26 protein-coding genes are annotated in these 23,922 nt (G+C 52.4%); 8 read left to right on the top strand and 18 right to left on the bottom strand.

Annotation, left to right across the window (positions count from 1 at the left end; all coding sequences use genetic code 11):
- Positions 1 to 10: 10 nt before the first annotated feature.
- The 6 genes from BMY11_RS22335 to BMY11_RS22310 all read right to left on the bottom strand — a co-directional run bounded on the left by BMY11_RS22335 (position 11) and on the right by BMY11_RS22310 (position 5,335).
- Positions 11 to 1,642, bottom strand: a complete 1,632-nt coding sequence (locus tag BMY11_RS22335; protein WP_090581534.1) for a putative bifunctional diguanylate cyclase/phosphodiesterase — start codon at positions 1,640 to 1,642, stop codon at positions 11 to 13.
- Positions 1,643 to 1,743: 101 nt separating this feature from the next.
- Positions 1,744 to 2,181 carry a hypothetical protein gene (locus tag BMY11_RS22330; RefSeq protein WP_090581531.1) on the bottom strand — a complete coding sequence of 146 codons (438 nt, stop codon included), beginning with the start codon at positions 2,179 to 2,181 and terminating at the stop codon, positions 1,744 to 1,746.
- A gap of 16 nt (positions 2,182 to 2,197) precedes the next feature.
- On the bottom strand, positions 2,198 to 3,424 hold the full coding sequence (locus BMY11_RS22325) for an amidohydrolase (RefSeq protein ID WP_090581529.1): 1,227 nt from the start codon (positions 3,422 to 3,424) through the stop codon (positions 2,198 to 2,200).
- Positions 3,425 to 3,552: 128 nt separating this feature from the next.
- Positions 3,553 to 3,891, bottom strand: a complete 339-nt coding sequence (locus tag BMY11_RS22320) for a hypothetical protein (protein ID WP_090581734.1) — start codon at positions 3,889 to 3,891, stop codon at positions 3,553 to 3,555.
- 66 nt (positions 3,892 to 3,957) lie between these two features.
- Complete coding sequence (locus BMY11_RS22315) at positions 3,958 to 5,013, bottom strand: cation diffusion facilitator family transporter (protein ID WP_090581527.1); 1,056 nt, start codon at positions 5,011 to 5,013, stop codon at positions 3,958 to 3,960.
- Between the two features lie 16 nt (positions 5,014 to 5,029).
- A complete protein-coding gene (locus BMY11_RS22310) occupies positions 5,030 to 5,335 on the bottom strand; it encodes an ArsR/SmtB family transcription factor (protein WP_090581525.1) in 306 nt (101 codons plus the stop codon).
- A gap of 248 nt (positions 5,336 to 5,583) precedes the next feature.
- Here BMY11_RS22310 and BMY11_RS22305 point away from each other — a divergent pair, with 248 nt between their 5' ends.
- Complete coding sequence (locus tag BMY11_RS22305) at positions 5,584 to 6,063, top strand: hypothetical protein (protein ID WP_090581523.1); 480 nt, start codon at positions 5,584 to 5,586, stop codon at positions 6,061 to 6,063.
- 120 nt (positions 6,064 to 6,183) lie between these two features.
- Here the strand turns inward: BMY11_RS22305 and BMY11_RS28995 are convergent, their stop codons facing one another.
- Positions 6,184 to 6,321 (bottom strand): hypothetical protein, encoded by a 138-nt coding sequence (locus BMY11_RS28995; RefSeq protein ID WP_177182772.1) that lies wholly within the window; start codon positions 6,319 to 6,321, stop codon positions 6,184 to 6,186.
- A gap of 206 nt (positions 6,322 to 6,527) precedes the next feature.
- On the opposite strand from BMY11_RS28995, the gene BMY11_RS22300 reads away from it, so the two are divergent.
- The 3 genes from BMY11_RS22300 to BMY11_RS22290 all read left to right on the top strand — a co-directional run bounded on the left by BMY11_RS22300 (position 6,528) and on the right by BMY11_RS22290 (position 8,886).
- Complete coding sequence (locus BMY11_RS22300) at positions 6,528 to 7,016, top strand: hypothetical protein (RefSeq protein ID WP_090581521.1); 489 nt, start codon at positions 6,528 to 6,530, stop codon at positions 7,014 to 7,016.
- Positions 7,017 to 7,120: 104 nt separating this feature from the next.
- Positions 7,121 to 8,491, top strand: a complete 1,371-nt coding sequence (locus BMY11_RS22295; protein ID WP_090581519.1) for an aminoglycoside phosphotransferase family protein — start codon at positions 7,121 to 7,123, stop codon at positions 8,489 to 8,491.
- A 206-nt stretch (positions 8,492 to 8,697) separates the two neighbouring features.
- Positions 8,698 to 8,886: a pentapeptide repeat-containing protein gene (locus tag BMY11_RS22290; RefSeq protein ID WP_090581517.1), complete on the top strand. Its 189-nt coding sequence runs from the start codon at positions 8,698 to 8,700 to the stop codon at positions 8,884 to 8,886.
- A gap of 32 nt (positions 8,887 to 8,918) precedes the next feature.
- On the opposite strand, the gene BMY11_RS22285 is transcribed toward BMY11_RS22290, so the two are convergent.
- The 6 genes from BMY11_RS22285 to BMY11_RS29440 all read right to left on the bottom strand — a co-directional run bounded on the left by BMY11_RS22285 (position 8,919) and on the right by BMY11_RS29440 (position 13,817).
- Positions 8,919 to 9,284, bottom strand: coding sequence for an MmcQ/YjbR family DNA-binding protein (locus BMY11_RS22285; protein WP_256217710.1), 366 nt, complete (start codon positions 9,282 to 9,284; stop codon positions 8,919 to 8,921).
- 40 nt (positions 9,285 to 9,324) lie between these two features.
- Positions 9,325 to 10,308 carry an ROK family protein gene (locus tag BMY11_RS22280; RefSeq protein WP_090581515.1) on the bottom strand — a complete coding sequence of 328 codons (984 nt, stop codon included), beginning with the start codon at positions 10,306 to 10,308 and terminating at the stop codon, positions 9,325 to 9,327.
- Positions 10,302 to 10,940 (bottom strand): D-sedoheptulose-7-phosphate isomerase, encoded by a 639-nt coding sequence (locus tag BMY11_RS22275; RefSeq protein ID WP_090581513.1) that lies wholly within the window; start codon positions 10,938 to 10,940, stop codon positions 10,302 to 10,304. The genes BMY11_RS22280 and BMY11_RS22275 overlap by 7 nt, the downstream gene beginning before the upstream one ends.
- A 259-nt stretch (positions 10,941 to 11,199) precedes the next feature.
- On the bottom strand, positions 11,200 to 11,820 hold the full coding sequence (locus tag BMY11_RS22270) for a polysaccharide deacetylase family protein (RefSeq protein WP_090581511.1): 621 nt from the start codon (positions 11,818 to 11,820) through the stop codon (positions 11,200 to 11,202).
- A 190-nt stretch (positions 11,821 to 12,010) separates the two neighbouring features.
- Positions 12,011 to 13,102: a family 43 glycosylhydrolase gene (locus BMY11_RS29445; protein WP_256217709.1), complete on the bottom strand. Its 1,092-nt coding sequence runs from the start codon at positions 13,100 to 13,102 to the stop codon at positions 12,011 to 12,013.
- Between the two features lie 64 nt (positions 13,103 to 13,166).
- Positions 13,167 to 13,817 (bottom strand): family 43 glycosylhydrolase, encoded by a 651-nt coding sequence (locus tag BMY11_RS29440; protein ID WP_256217708.1) that lies wholly within the window; start codon positions 13,815 to 13,817, stop codon positions 13,167 to 13,169.
- Between the two features lie 123 nt (positions 13,818 to 13,940).
- Between BMY11_RS29440 and BMY11_RS22260 the strand changes: the two genes are divergently transcribed.
- Positions 13,941 to 15,134 carry an HAD-IA family hydrolase gene (locus BMY11_RS22260; RefSeq protein WP_371262917.1) on the top strand — a complete coding sequence of 398 codons (1,194 nt, stop codon included), beginning with the start codon at positions 13,941 to 13,943 and terminating at the stop codon, positions 15,132 to 15,134.
- 107 nt (positions 15,135 to 15,241) lie between these two features.
- Here the strand turns inward: BMY11_RS22260 and BMY11_RS22255 are convergent, their stop codons facing one another.
- The 3 genes from BMY11_RS22255 to BMY11_RS22245 form a co-directional block, all read right to left on the bottom strand.
- Positions 15,242 to 15,742 (bottom strand): DUF1854 domain-containing protein, encoded by a 501-nt coding sequence (locus BMY11_RS22255; protein WP_090581507.1) that lies wholly within the window; start codon positions 15,740 to 15,742, stop codon positions 15,242 to 15,244.
- Complete coding sequence (locus tag BMY11_RS22250; RefSeq protein ID WP_256217707.1) at positions 15,742 to 17,772, bottom strand: ABC transporter ATP-binding protein; 2,031 nt, start codon at positions 17,770 to 17,772, stop codon at positions 15,742 to 15,744. Before BMY11_RS22250 ends, BMY11_RS22255 begins: the two co-directional genes overlap by 1 nt.
- Before the next feature lie 763 nt (positions 17,773 to 18,535).
- Positions 18,536 to 18,751: a hypothetical protein gene (locus BMY11_RS22245; protein WP_090581505.1), complete on the bottom strand. Its 216-nt coding sequence runs from the start codon at positions 18,749 to 18,751 to the stop codon at positions 18,536 to 18,538.
- Between the two features lie 110 nt (positions 18,752 to 18,861).
- On the opposite strand from BMY11_RS22245, the gene BMY11_RS22240 reads away from it, so the two are divergent.
- The 3 genes from BMY11_RS22240 to BMY11_RS22230 are packed head-to-tail and all read left to right on the top strand — an operon-like array spanning position 18,862 to position 22,755.
- Positions 18,862 to 20,445, top strand: a complete 1,584-nt coding sequence (locus BMY11_RS22240) for a spore germination protein (protein ID WP_090581731.1) — start codon at positions 18,862 to 18,864, stop codon at positions 20,443 to 20,445.
- Between the two features lie 7 nt (positions 20,446 to 20,452).
- Entirely contained in the window at positions 20,453 to 21,643 is a 1,191-nt protein-coding gene (locus BMY11_RS22235; protein WP_256217706.1) for a Ger(x)C family spore germination protein, read from the top strand.
- Positions 21,640 to 22,755, top strand: a complete 1,116-nt coding sequence (locus tag BMY11_RS22230; RefSeq protein ID WP_090581503.1) for a GerAB/ArcD/ProY family transporter — start codon at positions 21,640 to 21,642, stop codon at positions 22,753 to 22,755. The genes BMY11_RS22235 and BMY11_RS22230 overlap by 4 nt, the downstream gene beginning before the upstream one ends.
- Positions 22,756 to 22,814: 59 nt before the next feature.
- On the opposite strand, the gene BMY11_RS22225 is transcribed toward BMY11_RS22230, so the two are convergent.
- Complete coding sequence (locus tag BMY11_RS22225; RefSeq protein WP_090581501.1) at positions 22,815 to 23,468, bottom strand: M48 family metallopeptidase; 654 nt, start codon at positions 23,466 to 23,468, stop codon at positions 22,815 to 22,817.
- Positions 23,458 to 23,910, bottom strand: coding sequence for a protein-tyrosine phosphatase family protein (locus BMY11_RS22220; protein ID WP_371262910.1), 453 nt, complete (start codon positions 23,908 to 23,910; stop codon positions 23,458 to 23,460). The genes BMY11_RS22225 and BMY11_RS22220 overlap by 11 nt, the downstream gene beginning before the upstream one ends.
- Positions 23,911 to 23,922: the final 12 nt, after the last annotated feature.

Genomic DNA, 23,922 nt, shown 5'->3' with positions numbered 1-23,922 from the left:
CTCCTTGAAATTACTGCATTTGCGGAACAGCGTGTTGCAATAAGTCATCCAGAGCAATCGGTTTGTTAATCAAGTAGCCTTGCAGGCCCCAGCAATTCATCTCTTTGAGCATGTGATACTGCGCTGCATCCTCCACCCCTTCGGCAATGACCTTCATGTGCAGCGCTTCTGCCATAACAAGCATTGCTGAGAAAAGCGACTGATTCATATCGCGGATGAAGGAGCGGTCGATCTTCAGCTTATCAATCGGCAGCAGCGTCAGCATGCTGAGCGACGAGTAACCCGTGCCGAAGTCATCAAGCGCAATCGTAAAGCCGACTGCACGGAGCTGCTCAAGCATCTGCTCCACCTGTTGATAATGATGAATGACCGAGCTTTCGGTCAACTCAAGCTCAATGCCTTGCGCAGGGACTCCTTCACTCACCACGATCTCAATAACACGCTCGACAAAATTCGGCTCCGACAGCTGCACGCTCGAAATGTTAACCGACACTTTAAAGTCGATGCCATAACGTGCAACAAGTCGATGCCAGTCGCGGCATGCTTGCTGAATGACCCAATAGCCGATCGGTACGATAAGGCCGGTCTGCTCCGTTACAGGTATAAAGTCAGCCGGCGATACGATGCCAATCCCTGTCCGGTTCCAGCGCAGCAGCGCTTCCGCCCCAACGACCCGCTCCTGCCGAGGACTGTAGATCAGCTGATAATAGAGCTCAAACTCCTGCAGTTCAATTGCGTTTGCAAGCGCAAGCTCATGAATGAAGTTCTCGACATGATCGTATTTGGAGGTCGACTCGTAGATATGGTAGCCTTTTCGCCCGGCCCCCTTCGCTTTATAGAGCGCAATATCCGCCTGCTTCAGCAGTGTCGGAATATCTTCTCCATCCTGCCGGGTGGCGACGCCCACACTGACGCTAAGCTTTAACTGCTGCTCTTTCACGTCAAAAGGCGGCTTGAACAGCTGCATAATCAGCATTGCTGTCTCTTCCGGATTCACCTGCTTGCTCGCCGCAACGATGAACTCATCGCCGCCAAGCCGCACGAGTGTATATTCAGGGCCGAACGCCGCGTGCAGGCGAGTCGCTGCCTCAATGAGGACCGTATCGCCGGCATCGTGTCCGAATGTATCATTAATGTTCTTGAAGCAGTCTAGATCCAGCAGAAACAACGCCTCAGCGGCTCCGGTCTGCTCAAGCAAGTATCTGCGATTATAGAGCAGACACAAATCATCGTGATAGGCATAGTGGATAAGCAAATTCTCATAGTTCTTGCGATCCGTAATGTCCCTTGTAACGGAGAAAATATAGGCAATCGCACCGGATTCGTCGTAAATAGGCGTCAGTACCGTCTCGCCGCTCATCGTGCCATTCGGCATGACAACGCCGTCCTCGTAACGAATGACCGTTCGCTCGGTTAGCACCTTACCGTATTTTCTGTACAGATAATCGGCCATCGGAGTTTCATAACGTTCAAAAAAGGTTTTACCAGCCGCATCTTCCATTGTAATGTTCGTCAAAAGCGATGCAGCACGATTCATATAGTAGTAGGTCAGCTCCATACCGTTTACTTTCATAATGAAAACGGTATCTGAAATTTCATCCAGCATCTGGCCAATTTGCAGATGAAAGCTATTATTATTCATCTTGGACGTTCAGCTCCTTATACATCTGCACCTGCTACTTTCTAAGCTGTTGTAATCATTCTGCAAACGCAATCGAATTTCCTCTCGCTGGACGTCGAATTTTATTGAATTTCCCCGTATTGGATAGGGATTAGGGAGCCTTTATCGTCTGTACTCAGCTCAATTCCGACACCGCTCTGCAAGAGCTGCTGGGTTAGCGGCTGGTTTGTGCGAAAGAACTGCTGAAACACGGTCTCGTCATGCGGATTTAGGGTAAATGGCGGCGTTCCGTGCCTATCGTCTGCCGTCAATTCCAACCGCTCTATGCCAGTGGCATCTCTCAGCTCTGGACGGAGCATCACATCGGTCGCGCGGAACGATAGCGGAGCCTTCGACTGATTCACCACGACCGCATAAACCTCCAGCCGCTGATCGGCTTCATGCCAACGGACGTAGCTTTGTTTGGAGAGGACGAGCTCCTGCTTGTCCTCATTCGCGCAAGAGACACACAGCAGAGATATGACAAGAACAGCGGCTGTCAAACAGATATGCTTGAACATTGCCTACACCCCTCTGCTATTGCAGCTGCCCCCAGCTCACAACGCCCTTATGCAAGCTCGCGATTCTTGGCGCTCTCCGCGCAACAGCCTCTGCCGAGCAGCTCGCCTGAACGAGGACGCCCGATGCGTCGTCGCCAACAGCCGGCCATACGCGCGCTCCGGCATCATTCAGCGGAAGCACGCCTCCGGTGATGAAACGGAGCGCACGCGTCAATGACAGCTCATCCGACATATGGTACAGCTCAGCTAGCCGTCCGGCCTTCTCCAGATTGTCTCCATTGCCCCAAGGTGACCAGTGGTCTGTCAAGCTGTCCGTTCCCAGCTCCACCTTGACGCCTTTGCTGTGCAGCATCGGCAGCGGCATGACCATTCTGCCTATCGGTACCGTCGAAGCGACCGAAATGCCTGCTTCCTCGAACCGCTCCGCCAATTGCTCCGCCTCTGCCGGCGTGCCGCTTGCGAAGCCGAATGCGTGGCTAACCGTTACTTTGCCCTTCCATCCGGCATCCAGCGTCAGATCGGCTAGCCGGTTCATAATGGCATAGCCCGCTGCGCCTTGCTCGTGCAGATGCAAGTCGACGCCAGCGTCGGTCTCGACCGCGATATCCATCATCGCGTGGAGTGAGCGCTCCATATCTCCGTCGACGGCAATTGGATCGAGCCCACCGACATGCGTCGCGCCAAGCTCAATCGCTTGCTTCACTAAGCCGCGCGAATCGGAGAGAAGCAGCCCGTGCTGCGGGAATGCAACAAGCTCATAGCTCAGCTTGTCCGCATAAGCCGCAAGCGCCTCCTGCGCCGCTTCCAACCCGCGCATGCCGCTCGTCGGCTCAATATTGACATGCCCCCGCACGAAGGTAGATCCGAAGCCAAGCAACAGCTCCAAGATTTCCTTCGCTTTGTCCGCTGCCGTCGGCAGAAGCTTAGGCAAGAGCTGGCGTTCTTCCTCTATCCGGTCGAATATACTGCGAGCCGGCTTCACTGCCTGCCAAGGGCGTCCATAATACGTCTTGTCGAGGTGAATATGCGCATCCCGGAACGGTGGCAGCAGCAGTGCTCCCTTCGCGTCCCGCTTCGGCAGCGTATCGTCCGCTGCAATCGGATCGAATGTAACGGCTGCGACCTTGCCGCCATCAATCTTGATATTCCCCGTTGCAGTTTCCGTCGCCGTTACGCGCCCGTCCTCTACCTGAAATCCCGTCTCAAGTCTTACATTTTCCAGCCAATACGTTGTATGTTTCATAACATTAGCTCCCCCTTATTCCTTGCATTAGTGATTTCCAGTCATTCTTCTAATCTACCATAAAAAACAAATCCAGACGCGGAGAAACGCCTGGACGGAAGGTTAATGCTATGAATGATTCGCATCGCTCACTTCTTCTCCACTTGGAGCAACGAGACTTGTTTGACCGAGAATGTGTCTTTAATTTTCTCTTCGGTGATGACGTTTAGCTTGATGAGCGAAGCGATTTTGGAGGTATCGGGCTTTGAGAGCAGCCGCCACACTTCAAGATCGGGAATCGCTGCATACAGCTTGTCATCGTCATATTCCTTGCGCTCTTGATGGACAATCTTGACCATATAACGCGGGGTCTCGAGCTCCGATACGCCTTGCGAAGAACAGTGTGTCAAAATCTCGCCCCTCAGCTCCGAAAGCTCCTGCTCAAGCTCCTTCTGCTTCTTCTTCAGCTGGTAGTACCGTTTTACCATCTTATCCACTTGATACTCACGCTCCTCTACTACATGTCTATGCAGCGAAGTCGCCTATCAAGCCTTTTAGCATTTCAATTTCTCGTGCTGAATGCCGGCTGCCTCAACCTGGATGGTCGCATGCTCAATCTGGAATTTCTTCGCGAGCAGATGAATTGCCGACTGCAGAACGGTCTGGCTGTCTTTGCCGTCCGTAATCTGCAAATGGCAGCTAAGGGCGTCGAAGCCTGACGTAATCGTCCATATATGAAGGTCATGCATGTCAGTTACGCCCTCGATGGCAAGCAGCGCTTCTCGCACCTCTTGCTGATCAACTGAGGCTGGCGTTCCCTCCATCAGAATGTGCAGGGTATGCGTAATAATTCCCCATGCGCTCTTAAGAATAAGCAGCGCCACAAGAACGGAGATGATGGGATCGGCGGCGTACCAGCCGAATGCCATCATGACTGCGCCAGCAACAATTGCGCCGATGGAGCCAAGGGCATCACCGAGCACGTGCAAGTAGGCGCTGCGCAGGTTCACGTTGTTCTTCACATCGCCTTTGCGCATAAGCGCCCAAGCACTGCCCAGGTTGGCTAGTAACCCAATCGTTGCGATGATCATCATCGAACCGCTGGCAACTGTTGGCGGATCGTTCAGCCGCTTGATCGCTTCCACGACGATGAATGCAGCAATGACGAAGAGTGCAACGCCGTTGAAGAGTGCGGCGAGAATTTCGAAGCGATGATTGCCGAACGTTCTTCGAGCGGTTGATGGCTTCGCAGCAAGCCATAGCGCTAACAAGCTGAGCGCAAGCGCGCCGGCATCGCTCAGCATATGGCCGGAGTCGGACAGGAGCGCAAGGCTGTTCGTCAGGAAGCCGCCGACAAATTCAAGCAGCATAATGCCGAAAGTAATAATCAGTGCAATCGCAAGCCCGGCTTTGTTGCCTTCCCTGCCGTGGTCATGACCGTGATGATGGTGGCCGTGGTGGTGATGGTGGCCGTGATGACTGTGCTGCTTTTGCTGCTTATGCGAATGGTCATGCTGATGATTCGAATCATTGTGATCATGGTCATGGTCATGGTCGTGGTCGTGCTTATGGTCGTGTTCATGATTATCGTCCTGCTTATGGTCGGGCATCGTGGTAGCCTCCTAACTAGTGGTCACAGTGATTGATCGCTTGGTGCAGCAGCGAGACGACATGCTCATCGTCGCAGCTGTAGAACACCGTCGTACCTTCACGCCGTTTCTTCACGAGCCGAATATTACGGAGAAAGCCGAGCTGATGCGAGACAGCCGATTGCGACAAATCCAGCACCTCCACGATATGGTTCACCGCACATTCCTCTTGAGACAATAAGTACAGAATCTTCAGGCGGGTCGGGTCTGCCAGCGCCTTGAAAATTTGCGATATGGCTTCGACTTTGTCACTATCCAGAAACGTATGTTCACTTACTTGCATCGGTTCCTCGCCTTCCTTATATCTAAATATGAGCATATGCTCATATTTAGATTATTAACGCACGATGTAGTATGTGTCAATAGCGGAATAATATCCATTTCTCTTCCAAAATGTAAAAATCTGCTTTGTCCGAGGCCACTATGTTGGTCGGCTATGGCACGTCAAGCCGATTGCTGAGCAGCCTAATTACGCCCTAGACTAGTCCCACTTTCTGCATGTTTTCATAGAATGCTATAAACGATAAAGAGGTGATTACTATAGCTATTCAAATTCTTGACGAGCGTATCTCCATTCATAACAACGGCTTCGGCGGATCGGAGCCGCTATCCACTTTACCTTTGTTGGTGGGGGACATCGGCCTTCAGGTTGTCGCTGCGAACCCACTCAATACGTCTAACGTCCGCGTGTCACTAGTAGGTACGGTAAGCATTGATTTTGCTCCTCCGACGCCGGAATCCCCTTCCCCCGCCACCGTTACGCTTTTTGTGGAACGCGGCGGAGATGGAACGGCGGGAACAGGCGTGACAATCTGGGATGAGCAATTTGATCTCGCGCCGACTGCATCCTTTTTTCCAATCAGTATAACCGCGGCTGATTTCCCTCCGGCAGCTGACGTCTTAACAGGTCAGATAAGGTACGTGCTGTTCATCGGTGTAGACAGCCCTTTCAGCCTGGTCCTGTCCGGTCCAGCTGTGTTCAACGGCAGTGCTTCTGCCGGAACAACTTAGTTTAGCTACAGATCAGCGGTTCAGGGAAACTGGGCCGCTATTTTCATTTAAGCCCGGCTCGCGCTAGAAAAAAAGTGCCGAAGCATCCTTGTTGGGATGCTCTCGGCACTCGCTCTCCAATTATTTCGTAATGACAGCAATAACTTTACTAATGGGGATAAAAATTTTCGTCCCCAGCATCGTCCTTAATACGACAATGCCATTGTTTACTTTAACGATCCGGCCTCCGATTTCTTCCGCGGAAACCATTTTCAGCACAACAAATTTCCCCCGAAAACTTCTCAAAAGAGTAACCAATACGTTCGATCCCCTCCTTACGACTTATACTCTATTACTATGAAAAGCAATCCGTATGGTTCGGGCTTGTACATAGGAACGTAAAGAATATTACATGGCATGAGCGTACAGACGGCTTGCTGCTGTCTGCATAGATTGTAATACCTGTAGAAAAGAGGTGATAATCAATGACTACAAAATCCAGGATGACAAGAAACAGCGCCAAGCAATGGGTAGGCCAGCCCGTATATATCGAATTAAAGAACGGGCGCTCCTATGTCGGCTATGTCACGGGTGCAGAGAATGGGCAGCTGTTCCTGTCCGGACAGCAGATTCCGCGGAAGACAAATACGATTTCCAACAAACGTGTAGGGAAAGTTAAAGTGTCCAGTTTTATACCGGGTATGTTAGGGTCGATGGTTGGAGGCGGCTCGATGCTTGGCGGGGGTATGATTCCAAGCGCTGGGGGCATCGGTGGTGGAAGTGCGCTAGGTGGACTAGGCGGATTTGGCGGAGGATTTGGCGGAGGTTTCGGTGGAGGTTTCGGTGGATTGGGCAAAGGTTTTGGAGGTTTGGGGAATATCATGGGACTGATGGGAAAATCATTTCCAATCATGAATATGGGCTTTGGAATGATCAAATCGATTATGCCGATTCTGAAAATGTTTAAATTTTAAGGCATGAACCAGCTTTGCGGACAATGCTGTCAGCGAAGCTGGTTTTGTTTCGTTTTACATAGAGTAATTTGGTAAACTATGATTACCATTCTACTCCTAGGAGGTTGACTATAATCGTTTCCCCTGAAAATGAAGCTCAATCCGTTATTTACGGACTGCACCGCAATCCCTCCACCGGTCAACTTCTAGCGGTTAAGCAACCTAACAGCGAAGATTGGAGCTTACCGGCATTAATCGTTTCCGAGCAAACAGAAGCCTCACTTAGCTTCATAACGCGAGAAATGTCCGGGCTTCTCGGACGGTCCATCATAGCATGCCGTTACGTATGGATCCGATTATCTGGTCACAGTGGCGGGAATGAAGCGTTTATCGAATTAGACAGCACGGACTCCTCATTCGGGGCTCTGAAGGAAAATGAAAAGTGGATTGGCCCCGGGGATCTACTACCCATATTGCAACCGTATCAAAGAGAAGTTATTCATGATTATCTAGTAGAGGCGAAAAGCGAGAATGTCCCGGAATTCCGACAGCCTTGGGAGCGTATCGGATGGTATACGCCTGCAATGTCTTGGATTCATAGTTCTCTTCGAGCGCTCGGTATCCAGCTCACGGCGCTTCCAGAACAGGTCAAGTGGTGGAGCCTCTCCTGTGTGCTCCGGCTTACAACCACACACGGAATCGTATATTTCAAAACAAACGCCAAGCAGCCGTTGTTCGCTCATGAACCTATATTTCTGACTTACATGGCGGGAGTATTGCCAGCTCATGTGCCGATTGTTCTGGCTTCTGAGCATACCGAAGGCTGGATGCTCCTTGCTGACGCCGGAGACAAATTAAGCCGGGACACCGTGGAGAATAAATTAGAGCTACTGCGCACGTTCGGTCATATTCAACTTGAAATGATAACCCGTATAGAGGAAATAATAGAGCTAGGATGCGCGGACCGAAGGCCTCTGATGCTCCTTCCCCTTGTTGAACCGCTTTTAGAGGATCAGGTTGTCGTTTCTGAGTTTGCTCATGAGGAGCTTGAAAATCTTCGTCGGAATTTGCCCGTCATTCTGGATATGTGCAACCGAATTTCGACCTATGCGGTGCCATCTACACTCGTCCATGGTGATCTACATATGGGGAACGCCGTAATCAACGATGGAACAATTACGTTAATTGATTGGACGGATGCGAGTATCGCTCATCCTTTCATGGATATGTTTATTATCTTTGGAGAAAAAGACTTAACGCTGCAAACTCAGCTGCGAAATGCGTATTTGGAAATGTGGATCGACTTCGAGCCAATGCCGCGATTGCTGGAGCTCTGGTCGCTCTGCGAGGTCGTGCACGCGGTCTACCATGCGGTTAGCTACCAATCCATCCTGCATCACACCGAGGTTAAGTCCCGAGGGGAGCTCGGTCCACCAACCTATTATCTTCGCAGGGCATTGCTCAGTCTTCAGTCAAGAGAAACGAACTCGGACTAGTGACGCTAACGAATCCCGGAATCGTTATTTGCCGCAATTAGCCGGTTTTTGAAATGTAACGAATCACAGATACGCTATTCGGACGAAATCAGCCTTTTCGGCTGTAAAAGTGACGAATAACGCTTCTGGGGTTCGTTATATTTTTTTGGTGCTTTCTGAAGCGAATAAGGTGTTTACGATTCGTTAGCGAGGTGAGCGGATACGCGATGGCGCAGTCTCGGGCTGCGGAGCTACGAGGTGCGGAGCTACGAGGTGCGGAGCTACGAGGTGCGGTGCTGCGGGCGGCAGTCGACAGCGAGAGGTCAGCCATGGTTGAGATACCAAAAAGCAGCGACCATCGGTCGCTGCTACAGGCAAGCTTTGGAGGTACCTCGTGGCAGCCGCAGCCAGTGTAAAAAAGCAGCTTTGCTCTTTCCAGCTCGCCATTTTACTCCGCCTCCAGCACCTGCTTCACCAGCCGCTTCGGTGCAGCGCGCAAGTAGGCTTCCTTCAACAGCGTCGCCATTTCCGCCCAGTCCTTCGGCTCGCGAATGCCGATCCAGCCCCGATGTCCAATGTAGGCAGGCCGATAGAATTGCTCCTCCTGGATAAGAATCTCCTGCGTCTCCAGATCGGACTTGAAATTTATGCCATAGTCGCTCATCATAATGAACGTCTTCGCTCTTACTTTAAACGACGTGTGACCATGCCCGTCGATGAACTCGGTCGCCTCGGGAAGCGCCTCGCAGATGCGGCGCACCTGCTTCAGCATTTCCTTTCCCTCAGCCGTTTGCATGCCAATTGGATGTGACATCTCAGCTGCCTCCCTGCCGCAAAATAATGTTCCTCTCCATCTATCCTTTCAAGTAAAGCGCCCTTGCGACCGACAGCGCGGCATAGTCGCCGACCTGCTCGCCGAGCCCAGCCGGGACGATTTCACAGACGGACAGCGAGCCAGGCAGCGCCTCCTTGCGCAGCTCCTCCAGCATACAAGGCTGCAGCAGCTCCTGCTGACGCGCGTAGATACTGCCGATGACAACCTTCTGCGGATTCAAAATATCAATTAACACCGCGAGTCCTCGTCCTAGCTGACGCCCTACTTCCTGAAAAATCTTCACCGCGTCCGGATCGCCAGCCTGTGCTGCTTCCGCCACGGCTTTAGTCGTAATCGCATCCAGCGACGACTCGCCCACCGAGTAGAACGAAGGCGGCTGCTCACCAGCCTCCAATCGCTGACTTACAAGCGACTGCGCCAGCCGTGCAATACCGCCACCGCTGCAGAAGCCTTCGAAAGACCCCGCCTTGTTGTACCCGACAGGTCCATCCTCAGCTAGCCGCATATGCCCAACCTCACCGGCATTGTCGTTCGTCCCCGCATAGAGCCGACCATCCAGAATAAGCCCCGCTCCCATGCCGGTGCCGAAGGTAAGGAAGATCATATTGCGCGTGCCACGTCCTGCCCCCCACTGCCATTCGGCGAGCGCACAGGCGTTGGCGTCATTTTGGAGTCCGACGGGTACTCCGAAGTGCTGTTGAAACGGTGTGATGACATCAATGTGGTCCCAATTCGGCAAGTTCGGAGGCGAGAGAATAAGGCCACGCGTACTATCTAGCGGTCCGCCGCAGCTGATGCCGATGGCTTGCAGTCTTTGTTTGTCTTCCGGGTGCTGCTCTAGCATGTTGTCTAGCTCGTGAAGTAGCTGCTGAAGTGTCTCGTGAGGAGATGAAGCGGTTGGAAAAGATGTTTTAGCGATGATGTCAATGTCGTGATCGGTGGCGCGTCCAAGAGTAATCGCACACTTGGTTCCGCCTATATCCAGTCCGGCAAAAGTCAGCATGATCCGAAGAACGCCTCCTCCAGCATAATGCAGAGCGTATGGTAGATTGGTAGATGACGCTCTTGAATGGCCGGTGTCGCTGAGTGAGGCACCACAATCGTGACATCGCACAGCTCCTTCAGTTTGCCGCCGGTACCGCCGGTAAGCGCGATTGTCCGAAGCCCTTTCGCCTTAGCTACCTGCACGGCATGGACGACATTGCGTGAATTACCCGATGTGCTGAGGCCGAGGAACACATCGCCTGCCCTGCCATATCCGTACACCTGCTGGGCAAAAGCCATCTCGTACGACCGATCATTCGCGAACGCCGTATTGAAGGCGTTCTGGCTAACGAGCGACAGCGCGGGTAATGCCCCTTGCAGCTGATCGCACAACAATGCGCCTTCCTCGGGGAACAGCCCCGTAACGGTGTCTCGGAATTGCTGCGGCACAGGGCGCGGCAGCAAGAAGCCCTTCATTAGCTCGCCAACGATATGCTCACTATCCGAAGCGCTGCCGCCATTACCGGCGACGAGCAGCTGCCCGCCCTCGCGGTAACAGCGCTCGAGCAGCTCATAGGCTTGCTCGATGGCAGGGAGGCACTCGGCAATATCGGGGTAATTGTGCTGAAGCGTAGCCAGATGCTTGTTCATCGCGCAGCCGCCTCCTTCGCCGAGTCGCAACGCAGCCATGGAGTGGAATTATTGTCGACGCCTTGCACTGGAACAGGAAATTTGCTGCTTAGTGGAGAGAACTGCTTGGACATAGCTTTTTGTCGCTCCTTTTGGGCGGATATATTCCAAAACCTGCATTTATCGTAGGCGATTCTTGTCCTTTTGTCGATAGCTTCAACACACAAAAACGGCCAGGAGCATGAGAAGCTTCTGACCGCGTTGCTTGTCCAACCTATTTCTATGTTTTAAGCCCTAGCAGCTCGCTGACTGTAACAAACCGATAACCCTGCGCCACAGCTTCCTCGAGCAGAATCGAGATGGCAGCGAGCGATTGCGAACGGTCGCCGAATCCGTCGTGGAACAGCAGAATGCTCCCGCTTCGCATGACCGCTCGAGTCGAATCTACAATGTGCGAGACGCCGGGCATATCCCAATCATTCGCTTCAAGATTAACGCCGTGAATGACCGCGTAGTCGAACTCGCCTGCAACGCTAAGCAGCTCGTCGTTCACGGCCAGATAAGGCGGGCGAAACGTATTCGGACGAACACCGGTTACCGCAACGATCAGTTGCTCTGCCCGCTGTAGTTCCTCTACTTGCCCCTCTCGGTCAAGCTCCGGTAGACGCGGATGCGAGTAACTATGGTTGCCGAGCTCATGTCCTTCCAGGACGATGCGCCTTGCAATCTCCGGATACTTCTCCATATTCGTACCTTGAACATAGAAGGTTGCCTTCCCGCCATACTGCTTGAACGTATCGAGGAACTGCGGCGTCCATTCCGGGTTTGGCCCGTCGTCGAACGTGAACGCCAGTAGCTTCTCCTCCGTCTTCACTTCATTGTAGATCGTCACTGCTGCCATAATACTCACTCCTTATTCCGATGAATAAATGCCTTCATTATTCGCCTTAATCAACTCGACTGGCAATTTCGGCTTCCTCTCAGCCGTCATTCGAGACGACAACTCTCGTCGCGTCAACCAATCATTGCGGTTATAACATACCCAATTGCTGCATGTCCCTCGTTGCCCTGCAACTTTGAATACCAGTCTATCAACCCGCAATGTCTATGTAATCAATGCTCAGATTGCCTGATACAGCCTCGATCTTGATCGTGTGAACGCCTGCCTTCAAGCTCACAGTAACAGCTACCGGAACGAACACATTTCGATCCGTCTTGCCCACTTCCACCGTCTTCGTCTTGTCGCCGTCGATTGTCATCTTCAATTTAGCCGCTTGCTCGCCTGGGTTCGAGGCTGCAACTCGCAGTGTATAGTCTCGCTTCTCGGGAACGACAATATTCATGAACTGTACCGCGGACGCGGATTTGGCTTCTTCGTTATCTCCCTCTCCTGCTTCGCTACCTTCGCCGCTTGGCGTAAGCTCCACGACTCCCCACCCGGACGCGAACGGATTCTCGGTAGCTTCAGCTTTCCCTTCCGCCCCGGCATTCTCTGCTTCATAGCGCGGAATTTCAATCGCTGCAATTTCCAGTCCCGCTAGCGCAGCTGGCAGCGATATGACATTGTTGTCCGATTGCTGTAATGCAGCTTGCGTGTACGCATATCCGAGTTGGTCCGTCTTCGTTGGCATAAGCTTAATGGGCGTTGCCGCCTTCTCGCCGTTCACGATTAGCTCCGTAGACAGTACGTTTCCGCTCGTATTGCGATAATGAATAAGCAGAGGCACCTCCGTATCAAACGTCGCAGGAATGCCATCAAACTCTAGCTGCTCTCCTGCTTTCATCGCATGCTCTGCCTTAATGACTCCCGCTCCCGCAGGCGCAACAATCGCTGTATCCAGCGATAGCGGCTTGCCGAACTCAGGCATTCCTGCCTCGTTCCAGTTCACCCGCTGCGCTCTCGCTTTGCGATTATTCCAGCCATCTAAGCTATCTGTCGTAGCATGATAAACAATCCAGTCCTCCGCACCGTCAGGTGATGAGACGAAGGAGTTATGCCCTGGCCCGAACACACCTGCCTGCTCATCCATTTGCAGCAGCGGCTGCTCGGACTTCTTCCAATTGGACGCGACTAGCGGATCCGTTCCCGGCTCAAGCGCCAGCAATCCGAGACTGTAGAACGGCGTCCAGCTGCCCGCTCCCGAGTAGACGATGAACAGGCGTCCGTCCTTCTTACTTTTCAAGATGGATTGCCCCTCGTTAATGTAAGGCGGACCTCCCGCCTGCTCCCATTCGAGCGTGGGTTCATTAAGCAGCACACGCGAACCAGCTAATAGTCAGTGGATCGTTCATCGGCGCGATATACGTGTTCTGCTGCACGTTCACATCGCCTTCCCAGCCGGACCAGACGAAATACAGCTTCCCATCATGCTCCATCGCAAGGCCGTCGATCGCCCATTTATTCGTCTCGTCCTTGACTTGACCTTTGAACGTATAATCGCCCATCGGGTCATCTGTATCCGCTTGCAATACATACATGCGGTGATTCTCGTTTAAGCCGTCATCTGCGGCAAAATAAATATACCATTTGCCCTGAATATACTGAATTTCAGGTGCCCATAGATTCGCCGAATATGCCGTATCCATTGGCGGTTGCCAAACTGTGTTGCTCTGTGCCTGACGGAAGTCTAGCGTTCTCGACTTCATGACCATCACATCAGCGCCATTATGCGTAAACGTCATATAGTAGTAACCATCTTTATAAACAACACTCGGATCCGGCGTATCCATCTCCGCGAGCGTATTCTTGAACGTGCCTCCATGTCCATGATAAACGACTGGCGCGTCCACTGTCCTTGAGCCCATCCGATCACTTCCCATCCAAATTGCTACAATTGCTATGATCAGCAAGCAGGCTGAGGCGATCAGGATGCTGGTTCGCTTGCCGAGTTTCTTCACTCATAACCCCTCCCTCTTCTACTCTACTATTTAATGCCGGATTGCGTAACTGCCTTAACGAAGGAACATTAACCAAGTATAATAAATTGGTATATTCATCCATGTAAAAAGGAGTGAGCCACCATAAAGCCGAAAGCGATTTTATTCGATCTAGACGATACGCTCATCGCCTTTGAGCACGGTCTCGACCTTGATCGTTGCTGGCAAATCGCATGCAGCAACCATCTGCAGCTTAACCCAATTGAATTGGACGAGCTGATTGCTCGCATCAAGTCAGAAGCAAGATGGTATTGGAGTGATCCCGACAGGCATCGGATCGGACGGCTTGATCTGGACAAGGCCAGAACCGCGATTATCGGGGCAGCCTTCGATAAAATCAATCCTCCCGGCGCATCCCTGCTCGCTGCGGAACGCATTGCGATCGATTACGGCTCAGCGCGCAATCATGCGATTACGCTTCATCCTGATGCAATCGAGCTGCTTGTACATTTGCGGTCGCTTGGTATCAAGCTCGCCCTGCTCACCAATGGCAGCGCATCCGGTCAGCGTGACAAAATCAACCGGTTCAAGCTTGCCCCCTACTTCGACTGCATTCTCATTGAAGAAGAGTTCGGCCACGGCAAACCTCACCACAGCATCTATCAGCATGCACTGAAGCAGCTCGACGTCCGCCCCGACGAAACTTGGATGGTTGGTGACAATTACGAATGGGAAATCGTCGCACCACAGCAGCTCGGTATTCGGGGTATATGGGTCAACCCTAGCGGAGAAGCTCGGCACGATGCGCATGATAAACCAGCTCCGTTCCGAACGATTCAAGCTGTAAGCGAGCTTCGTGCAATTCTCGAAGAGGAGACTGCTATGGAATGCGCTTGGTATCATCTGAATGAAATAGATACTAATCAGATTAAATATGTTGTCATAATAGCCGAATACAACAATCAGCTCATTATTATTCGGAACAAGAGCCGCGAGCTTTGGGAATTGCCCGGTGGTAAGAAGGAACTGCATGAAGATTTGATACAAGCGGCAAGTAGGGAGCTATACGAAGAGACAGGAGCTATTCGATTCGAATTAAATCCGTTTTCCATATACATGATGAATGGTAGTTACGGCATGATGTTCTACGCCAAAGTAAACGAGCTAGCTGATCTACCGGACTATGAGATTGCGGAGATTCAATTTCTTGATACGCTTCCAGACAATCTATTATACGGACACATATATTACGAGATGTACACTCAATGGATGATCATGCGAGAACATAATTTGAAGTCTATTCAGGTCGACTATTCAACTTTGGTAGATAAGGTATAGGTAAAAACGCAGCCGCGACTGCGTTTCCTGATTTATTCAACCAATATGCGACAAAAAAGGCGTTCGAAGGCTCACGTGCTCGCCTACGAACGCCTCTATCACTCGACTTACAATACCTCTTCGAGCTGCTTGCGGCTGTGCGCATCCAGCTGCCGCCAATCGGCAATTTCGCAGCGTTTGCCGTTAATGTCCGTGAGCACAACACGCCCCTCACCCGGATACTGCATAAACTCATGCAGATTGCGCATCACAATGCGGGTCGTACCAAGATGCGTCTGCAGCTCCCAGATCCATAGATCCGATTTGTTCTTCACGCTCTCCACACGCGTAACACGCGGCATAAAGTAGCGCAGCTGCAGTTCCTTCGTAAGCTCCACACCACTTTCTTCATGTAGCTCCTTCACGTCAGCAACGATGCCTAGCTCCTCGCCTTTTATGTTCCGAATCGAGATATACTCCGTCGCATAGAGGAACGGAAACGCGCGGTATACTTCAAGCTCGTCATATGTCTTACCGTCCACGATGCCTTGAAACACACCGCCCTGACCGCGGCTGAAGTAGACATCATCCGGCGAGAAGAGCCGGATATCATACTTATCTGTCTCCATTAACCTTCATCCCCCTTAATCTTGGACAGCTCACGCTGCGCATCCACGAGCTTGCGGTATACACCGTCTTCTTTGTCGAGAAGCTGCTCATGCGTGCCGACCTCCACGATCTTGCCCCGCTCAAGCACGACGAGCCGGTCTGCATTGCGAAGCGTGGACAGACGGTGCGCGATGGCGAACGTCGTCCGGCCCTTGACTAGACGCGAGATCGCTTCTTGAATCTGGCGCTCCGTTTCGGTATCCACGGATGCGGTCGCTTCATCCAGAATAAGAATACGCGGATCGTGAATGATCGCACGGGCAATGGCCACGCGCTGCTTCTCCCCGCCGGAGAGTTTATGGCCGCGCTCACCTACGCGCGTATCATAGCCGTCCGGCAGCCGAACAATGAAGTCATGCGCATTCGCAATCTTCGCTGCACGCATAATTTCAAGTGGCGTTGCATCAGGCTTCGAATATGCAATGTTCTCGGCAATCGTACCATCGAACAAGAACGTCTCCTGCAGCACGACGCCGATCTGCTTGCGCAGGTCAGTCTGACTGATGCTGCGCAGATCGGTGCCGTCAATCCGGATTGCGCCTTCATCGGTGTCATAGAAGCGGCAGATCAAGTTGATGAACGTCGACTTGCCTGCGCCGGAATGGCCGACCAAGCCGACCATTTCGCCTGCCTGGACGGTCAGATTCACTTCTTTAAGGACAGGATGATGCCTCTCGTAGCCATAGGTCACATCCTTGAATTCGACCTCGCCTTTAATAACACCGATCGACACCGGATTCTGTACATCCGGCACATCGGATGGCGTATCCATAATCTCGAAGACGCGGTGTGCAGCCGCCATCGCATGGCTAGCCCAGTTAATCATCTGGCTGACCCACTGAAGCGGACCGAAGAGCATACCGAGGTAAGCGATTAGCGCCATCAGCACACCGAGCTGCATATTGTCATGCAGCACCTTGTTGCCGCCGTTATACCAGATCAGAAGTGTACCAAGCCCTGCAATAAAAGCGAAGGCCGGGAACATAAACGACCAGAGCCCTTCCATGCGGATATTCCGCTGCACGACTTCTTTATTCGCTTCCGCATAACGAGATAGCTCATCCCGCTCACGGCCGAAAGCCTTCACGACGCGAATGCCTTGCAGCGAGTCTCCGACAAGCGTGTTGAGCCGGAATATAGAACGCCACTGCTGATACCAGCGCCGCCCGATCTTGGGCCATATCGTCATCGACAATGCAACCATAACCGGTACGGGAAGTATCGCGTACAGCGTCAGCTGCCAATCAAGACCAAACATTATAATAAAGATAGCAATAATCTTCAGCAGCTCCGCCGATATGAACACAACGCCATCCGTCATGAACTGCCGCATCGCCTCGGAATCATTATTAACCCTACCAATGAATTGGCTCGTCTGCCTGCGATCGAAGAATGCAAGCGAGAGCCGCATGAGCGAGCTGTAAACGTCCTTGCGCAGATCGCCCATCAGCTTGGAGCCAACCCAGACGCCGATCAAGCTACGAATCGTCTGCATCATCGCCATGAGGAGCATTGTTACACCAAGTCCAAGTACGACGAGCAGCAGCGTGGAGCCAAGATCCTTCGGTCCGAGCACATCGTCAATAATGACTTTCGTTAGATAAGGCGGCACCAGCTCGACAAGCGTTGTCGTAATCAATAGGCCAGCTGCAGCTACCATCTGCAGCTTATACGGTTTCGTGTAACGCAGCATCCGCGCCGCTACCTTCGAATTATCTTTGCAGAATTGGCATACCTGCGTACCTTCCGATAACGGATTGCCGCAGCTATGGCAGTTGCGAGGCTGTTCCCGTTCCGAGACAACAGGGCGATCCTCCCCTTTGGCAAGTGCGCCGAGCAGCTTGGCAGCGAAGCCAAACAACGGCGATGACGCAGCCGTATAACGCGCAATGACAACAGGTCCTTTGTTCGTATCGGCAACCAACGTACCGCCGCCGACTGCGCTGACCGCGCGCGCATCCGTAAGTGCAGATACTGCCAGTTGAAGCAATGGCGTGCCGTCCTTCTGCCATACCGTGATTGCTTGCTCCGTAATGGCCAGCCACTGCTCCCCGAAACGCCCATCCTCTAAGAGATCGGTCTTCCCGCTGACAACAGCTCAGCCGTTAATTGCTTCCGCAGCGCTTCCGGAAGCTGATTCTGGATCGACATGGTTTCCTCCCATTCTTCAATCGCTTGTTATCGGCAGACTAGAAAACGCTTACATTCCCCTATCTCTTCTGCCGGACACGAATATATGTTCGCTATTATCATAATATATCCTGCTTAATTTGTAAACTTTACCCAAAATTTTTTTCGCTGAAATCCGCAAATTCCGGCTCCCCGCAGACCTACTCGGCCGCCTAACGAATCCCACAATCGCTATTTGCCCGATACCGCTCCTTTTCGAATTCTAACGAATCCTAGCAACGCTATTCCCCATAAACCAGCCTCATTTGACCTGAAAAGAGCTAATAAGCAACGCTGGAGTTCGTTACATTTTACTGAGCACCATTTTCGCCTCGATAAGCTCACTACGATTCGTTAGCTCAGCAGCGCCGCACACAGCAAAAAACCCAAGCAAGCTCATACTCGCTTGGGCCTCCTATTTCGCATAAAACAAGCCATTTTCGGGGAAGCTACCTTCTGCCTCCAAGGTTGGAATGTTCTTCCTACGACACATTCCTAGTCCTAGGGCGCCGCTGCTGCTGCTGCTTCGGGCGCTGCTGTTGACTCGGTTGCTGCTGCAGTTACGGTTGCGGTTGCTACTTCGATTACGATTGCGCTTGCTTCGGTCTCTGCTGCTCCTCCGGCTGCTGGTTCTGCTTCTTATGCGCCAAATATTGCTTGAGGAGCTTCTTCCCGGTAATGAAGTACCAGATGATTACCGGCGCGATAATGTTAATGCCCAGAATGAGGCAAACGACGATCCACATAAACCATTCCGTATTGAACACGTTCTGATAGATCCAAGAATGATAGAAATCCATACCGGCCTGGCTCCTTTACCCTGTTCTGTCATAACTCGCATAAATGCAGTTGTTATTGTAAGCAGACGGGTTCTCATCTATACCAGGCAGGAGAAAGGATGGAGACGAACATGTCCGTAATCAAAGCAGAGCAGAAGGAGCAGACCGACCAAGCAGTACGTACAGCACAGGCCGTGCAGGAGGAGCAGCTGAGTACCTCTTTCACGTCGACGCTTGCCGATAATATCGCAATTATTGATGCCTTGCTCGGGAAGAGCGCTGATGTGCAGCAGCGGGAGTTCCGGTTATGTGGCAATCCGCGTTATCCCGGCGTCTGCTGTTTTGTGGATGGGCTGGCTGATACGCTCATTGTCGAAGCGATTCTGAAGGCGCTCATCGTGTTCGGCGAAGATCTGCATCGCGATCCTGCTGCGATCCCGACGGCAGAGGACCTTCGGACGACACTGCTCGTGAACGCTTCAGCGAAGACCACGACCGGGATGCGAGACGGCATTGCCGCTATCGTGTCCGGCGATACGCTTCTCCTCGTTGAAGGGATGGAGGAAGCGATTATCGTCAGCTCCAAGGGCTGGAAAGACCGGAGCATCGAAGAGCCTTCTTCGGAAAATAACGTTCGCGGTCCGCGAGACGGCTTCACCGAGAGCATCCGCACCAATACGGCGCATGTGCGCAGGCGCATCAAGGATCCGCAGCTGCGTTTGGACTCGATGGTCATCGGTACTCGTTCACAGACAGACATCAATATTGCTTACATCAAGGACATTGTGAAGGTAGGACTTGTCGACGAAGTCAAAAGAAGGCTGAGTGGCATTAAAATCGATGCGATTCTCGAGAGCGGCTATATTGAGGAACTCATTGAAGACGCGCCGTTGTCTCCGTTCAATACGATCCAGAGCACGGAGCGGCCGGACAAAGTCGCTTCTGCGCTGCTCGAAGGCAGAGTCGCCATCTTCATCGACAATACGCCGGTCGTCCTTATCGTGCCGACCTTCTTCTGGCAGTTCATTCAAGCGCCGGACGACTACTATAATCGCTACTGGGTCGGTTCGTTCTTCCGCTGTGTGCGGTATCTCGCACTCATTATCAGTCTCGTGCTGCCGTCCATCTACGTTATGCTCGTCTCGTTCCACCACGAGATGATTCCGACCGCGCTCGCGCTGACGATTGCCTCCGGTCGCGAGGTGGTACCGTTCCCGGTGCTGCTGGAAGCGTTAATGCTAGAGATCGCATTCGAGCTCATGCGCGAGGCTGGCCTGAGAATGCCGAAGCCAATCGGGCAAGCGGTCAGCATCGTAGGCTCGCTCATTATCGGGCAGGCAGCCGTGCAAGCGGGGCTCGTCTCCCCATTCATGGTCATCGTCGTCGCGATAACGGAAATTTCGTCCTTCGCCATCCCGAGCTACTCCTCGTCGCTCGCGCTGCGCATCTTCCGGTTCCCGCTTCTCATCGCCTCCGGCGTGCTCGGCTTGCTCGGCTTCGCGACGGTGTTCTTCGCCCTGCTGCTGCATGCGCTGTCGATCCGCTCCTTCGGCGAATCGTATTTGGCCCCGGCAAGCCCGTTCCGGCCGGCAGATCAGCGTGATATGCTGCTGCGGATGCCCATCTGGATGATGAATGAGCGGCCGGATTTTGCTCAAGATACGCAGCGGCTAGGTGAACATCAAATGCCCAAGCCAACACCTAAGGGAGGTTGAGTCATTCATGATGAAACGAGCTGCGTTACTGTTACTTAGCCTCTTCATCCTGATGTCCCAAACCTCTTGCCTTGGGCTGAGGCAAATTAATGAACTCGCGCTCGTCACTGCCGTCGGTCTCGATAATGGCGATAAGCCGGGTACGGTCCGGGTATCGGTCCAGATTATCCGACCGGCCGATGCGCGCGGGCAGACCGGTGCGCCGTCAGGAGGAACAGGGCAGCCGATCTACTCCATTAGCGCCGAGGGAGAGACGATCTTCGATGCGATCCGCAATCTCGGTCGGTTCTCGTCACGGCGTGTCTACTGGGCTCATAATTTTGTCATCGTCATGCATGAAGACTACGCCAAGAAGGGCATCGAGGACATGGTCGACTTCTTCACTCGCAACCATGAGCTTCGCATGAATACATGGGTCGCGGTAACACCGAACCGGCCAGATGAAGTCATTGCCACGATTACCGGCCTTGAAGTCGTGCCCGGCGAGGCAATCGACCGGCTGTTCCGAAATAATCATATCGTCGGCCGTGCACCCGCGAGCAACATGATGAATCTCGAGGAGGCGTTCTTAAGCAGCTCGACAGAGCCTGTCCTTGCTAGAGTTACATTGATACCGCGAGGCATCTCCAATAAGAAGCCAGAGGAGCACGGCTCCTTGGAGCAGGTTGATCTCGCCGGCGCAGCAGCGTTTCATGGCGACAAAATGGTCGGTTGGCTGAATAACAAGGAAACGCGCGGACTCCTCTTCTTCCTGGAGCAGCTTAGCAGCGGCATAGAAGTCGTCAAATGTACCAACAACAATGAGAAGCTGTCCGTTGAATTCAAAGAGGCCCGTACGAAAGTAACCCCGAGCTTCCCGAATAAGGAGCCTCACTTCCGCATTCAGATCAAGACTAGTGCGGATATCGTAGAGAGCGGATGCGGCATTAATTTGGATGATGGAGTACGGCTGGCAACACAAAAGAAGCTCGAGGAGCAATTGAAGCTGAATATTACGAGCGTCCTGGATAAGGCGCAAAAGAGCTATCACACTGACTTTCTAAAGCTCGGAGATGTGTTCCGGAATAAGTATCCGACGGAGTGGCATGGCATGAAGCAGAATTGGAACTTGATGTTTGCGAAGGCTACGTTCGATGTGGAAGTGAAGGCGACTATCAAGAGCGGCGTAGTTAAAGCGGTTGGGACGGAAATCAGATGAATCAGCAGAGCAAATTCCAAATTACGAACGGCATGTTCATCGCGATGATGGTCAATCTCATCTTCGTCAAGGCAATCGGCGTGACGCAAGGCGTACTCGCCCGGTCAATCGGCCAGGATATGTGGATCGCCACCCTTCTAGGCACGCTCCAGGGGATTGCCATGATGTACATCACCTACCTCGTCTTACGCAAAACACCGGATCTCGATTTCTTGTCGCTCAGCCAGCGGCTGCTCGGCAAATGGTTCGGCAAGCTGATCGCGCTGATCGTCTTCGTGTTCTTCCTGGCTGGCATGGGGCCCATTATGCTTACATTCGTCTATCATTTGCAGGACTATTTCTTGCCAGAGGCGCCGCTTATTCTATTCATCATCGCTCCGCTGCTCGTCGGTGCGCTCGGCTGCTATTACGGGCTGGAAGTGATGGCACGGCTCGCGCTTGTTGGGCTGCTCTTTATCTTCCTCCTGAATGTGCTCATTATTATCGGCTCAAAGCATGAATTCGATATTCGGAATTTACTGCCCGTTATGGAGAACGGGTTTCCCCGTACCTTCCTCGCCAGCCTGAATTTCGACACCGATTGGGCACTGGCGACGATGCTGGCGGCGGTTGTGATGCCCTCGCTGAAGAACGCGGGGCGCATTGGTGGCACGACAGGCATGATTGGGATTGCGGCAAGCGGACTGCTCACCATGATTTGGTCCCTCCTCGAAGGAGCCGTTCTATCAGCAGAGGTGACAAGCCAATATACCGTATCATGCATGAAATTAGCTCGCAACTCGCATATCGGCACCTTCCTGCAGCGCTATGAGATGATTATGATCGCCTTGTACTCGATCCCGATTCTGTTCGAGGTGATGTTCTGCATCTATGCGACCTCGGTATGCGCCGCACGAATTGCGTGCCTCAAGAGCAACAGAACGACTATTCCAATTGTCAGTGTCATTCTTGGCGTGTTCGGCTACTGGATTGTGGATGACCATTACCGGGCTATTGATTATCTCGAGGTGACTTGGCCTCGGATCGCGCTGCCGATTGCTTTCGGCTTGCCGGCGCTGCTGCTCCTTCTGCGGCTGATGCTTGGTAAGAAACTGAATAAACCTCCGAAATGAAATAGTTAACCCCCGTAATGATTAAGCTCATTACGGGGGCTTGCTTTGTGTACAATAAATTATAAGGTCATCGCCTGGCCATATCTTGCGAGGTATGCTTCCTTCTCTTTGTAGTCAGGCATGATGCTCCCGACAAGCCTCCAGAACGACCGATCGTGATTCATATGCGTGAGATGGCAAAGCTCGTGAATAATGACATAATCAATGACCTCAACCGGCGCCATCGCAAGGCGATAGTTGAAGGTCAATAGCTTCTTCGAGCTGCAGCTCCCCCATTTGGTGCTGGAGTCCACGATTTCAACCGACTTCGGCGCTGCCTTCAGCTGCTTCTGGTAGCCTTGAATGCGCTGCTGGATCACTTTCTTACAGCTTGCAAAATAAAACTTCCTCAGCTGCAGTCTAAGCTCCTCTTCCCCGAGGCCCGCCGTGTCGATCAATTCATGCAGTTTATAATATCGGCCAAGGTGAAGGAATTTCCCTTCTTCTTGATATTCCTTTAACTGCATCAATTCGCGCGCCTGCTCAAGCGCATCAAGCTTAGCTGCAATTTGTTTCCCATACTTCCTCACCGCTTGCGCGATTCCTTCTTCACCCGTACCATTAGGCGCTTTAACGGTTACAAACCCGTTCGGCTCAACCTGGATCGAAAGCTTCGTTCCAGGCCCATAGACCACATGAACGTCGATGACTCGCTCTTCAAATTCAATTCTCATCTACATTTGGATACAGCTTCTCAAGCGCCTCGCGCTGCTGTGGTTTAATGTTGATCTTGGCTCTAATACTCTTAGCTTTCTGCTCCGCATCCTCTAGCGTATTGCTGATGCCCAGATTGATCAGCGTTCCCGCAGCAACAGCACCTGTTCGGCCTCCGCCTCCATTGCAGTGGAAGCCTACCTTTTTGCCGCTTTTATATGCGTCCACTACGTAGTCAATCGCTCGTGCGAACAAGATATCCTGCGGTTCCGTAGCGTTGTCGCCAAGCGGAACTTGAATCCACTCGACATTCTCTTGCGGATATTCGCTGCCGGTCGCTTCCCCGCGAAGGTCAACAATGACGTCGACACCTTCATTCTTGATCATCGCTTCTACATCAGCCGCTCCACCCATGAAGATTCGGTTCTCGTGAAGGGACTGGTACTTCTTCTCCAATGTCATTGCAGGATCAAC

It is taken from the genome of Paenibacillus sp. OV219, assembly GCF_900110075.1.
In the GTDB taxonomy this organism is placed as follows: domain Bacteria; phylum Bacillota; class Bacilli; order Paenibacillales; family Paenibacillaceae; genus Paenibacillus_Z.
Note: the sequence above shows the minus strand (reverse complement) of the source record. Positions and strands in the feature narration are given on the sequence as shown.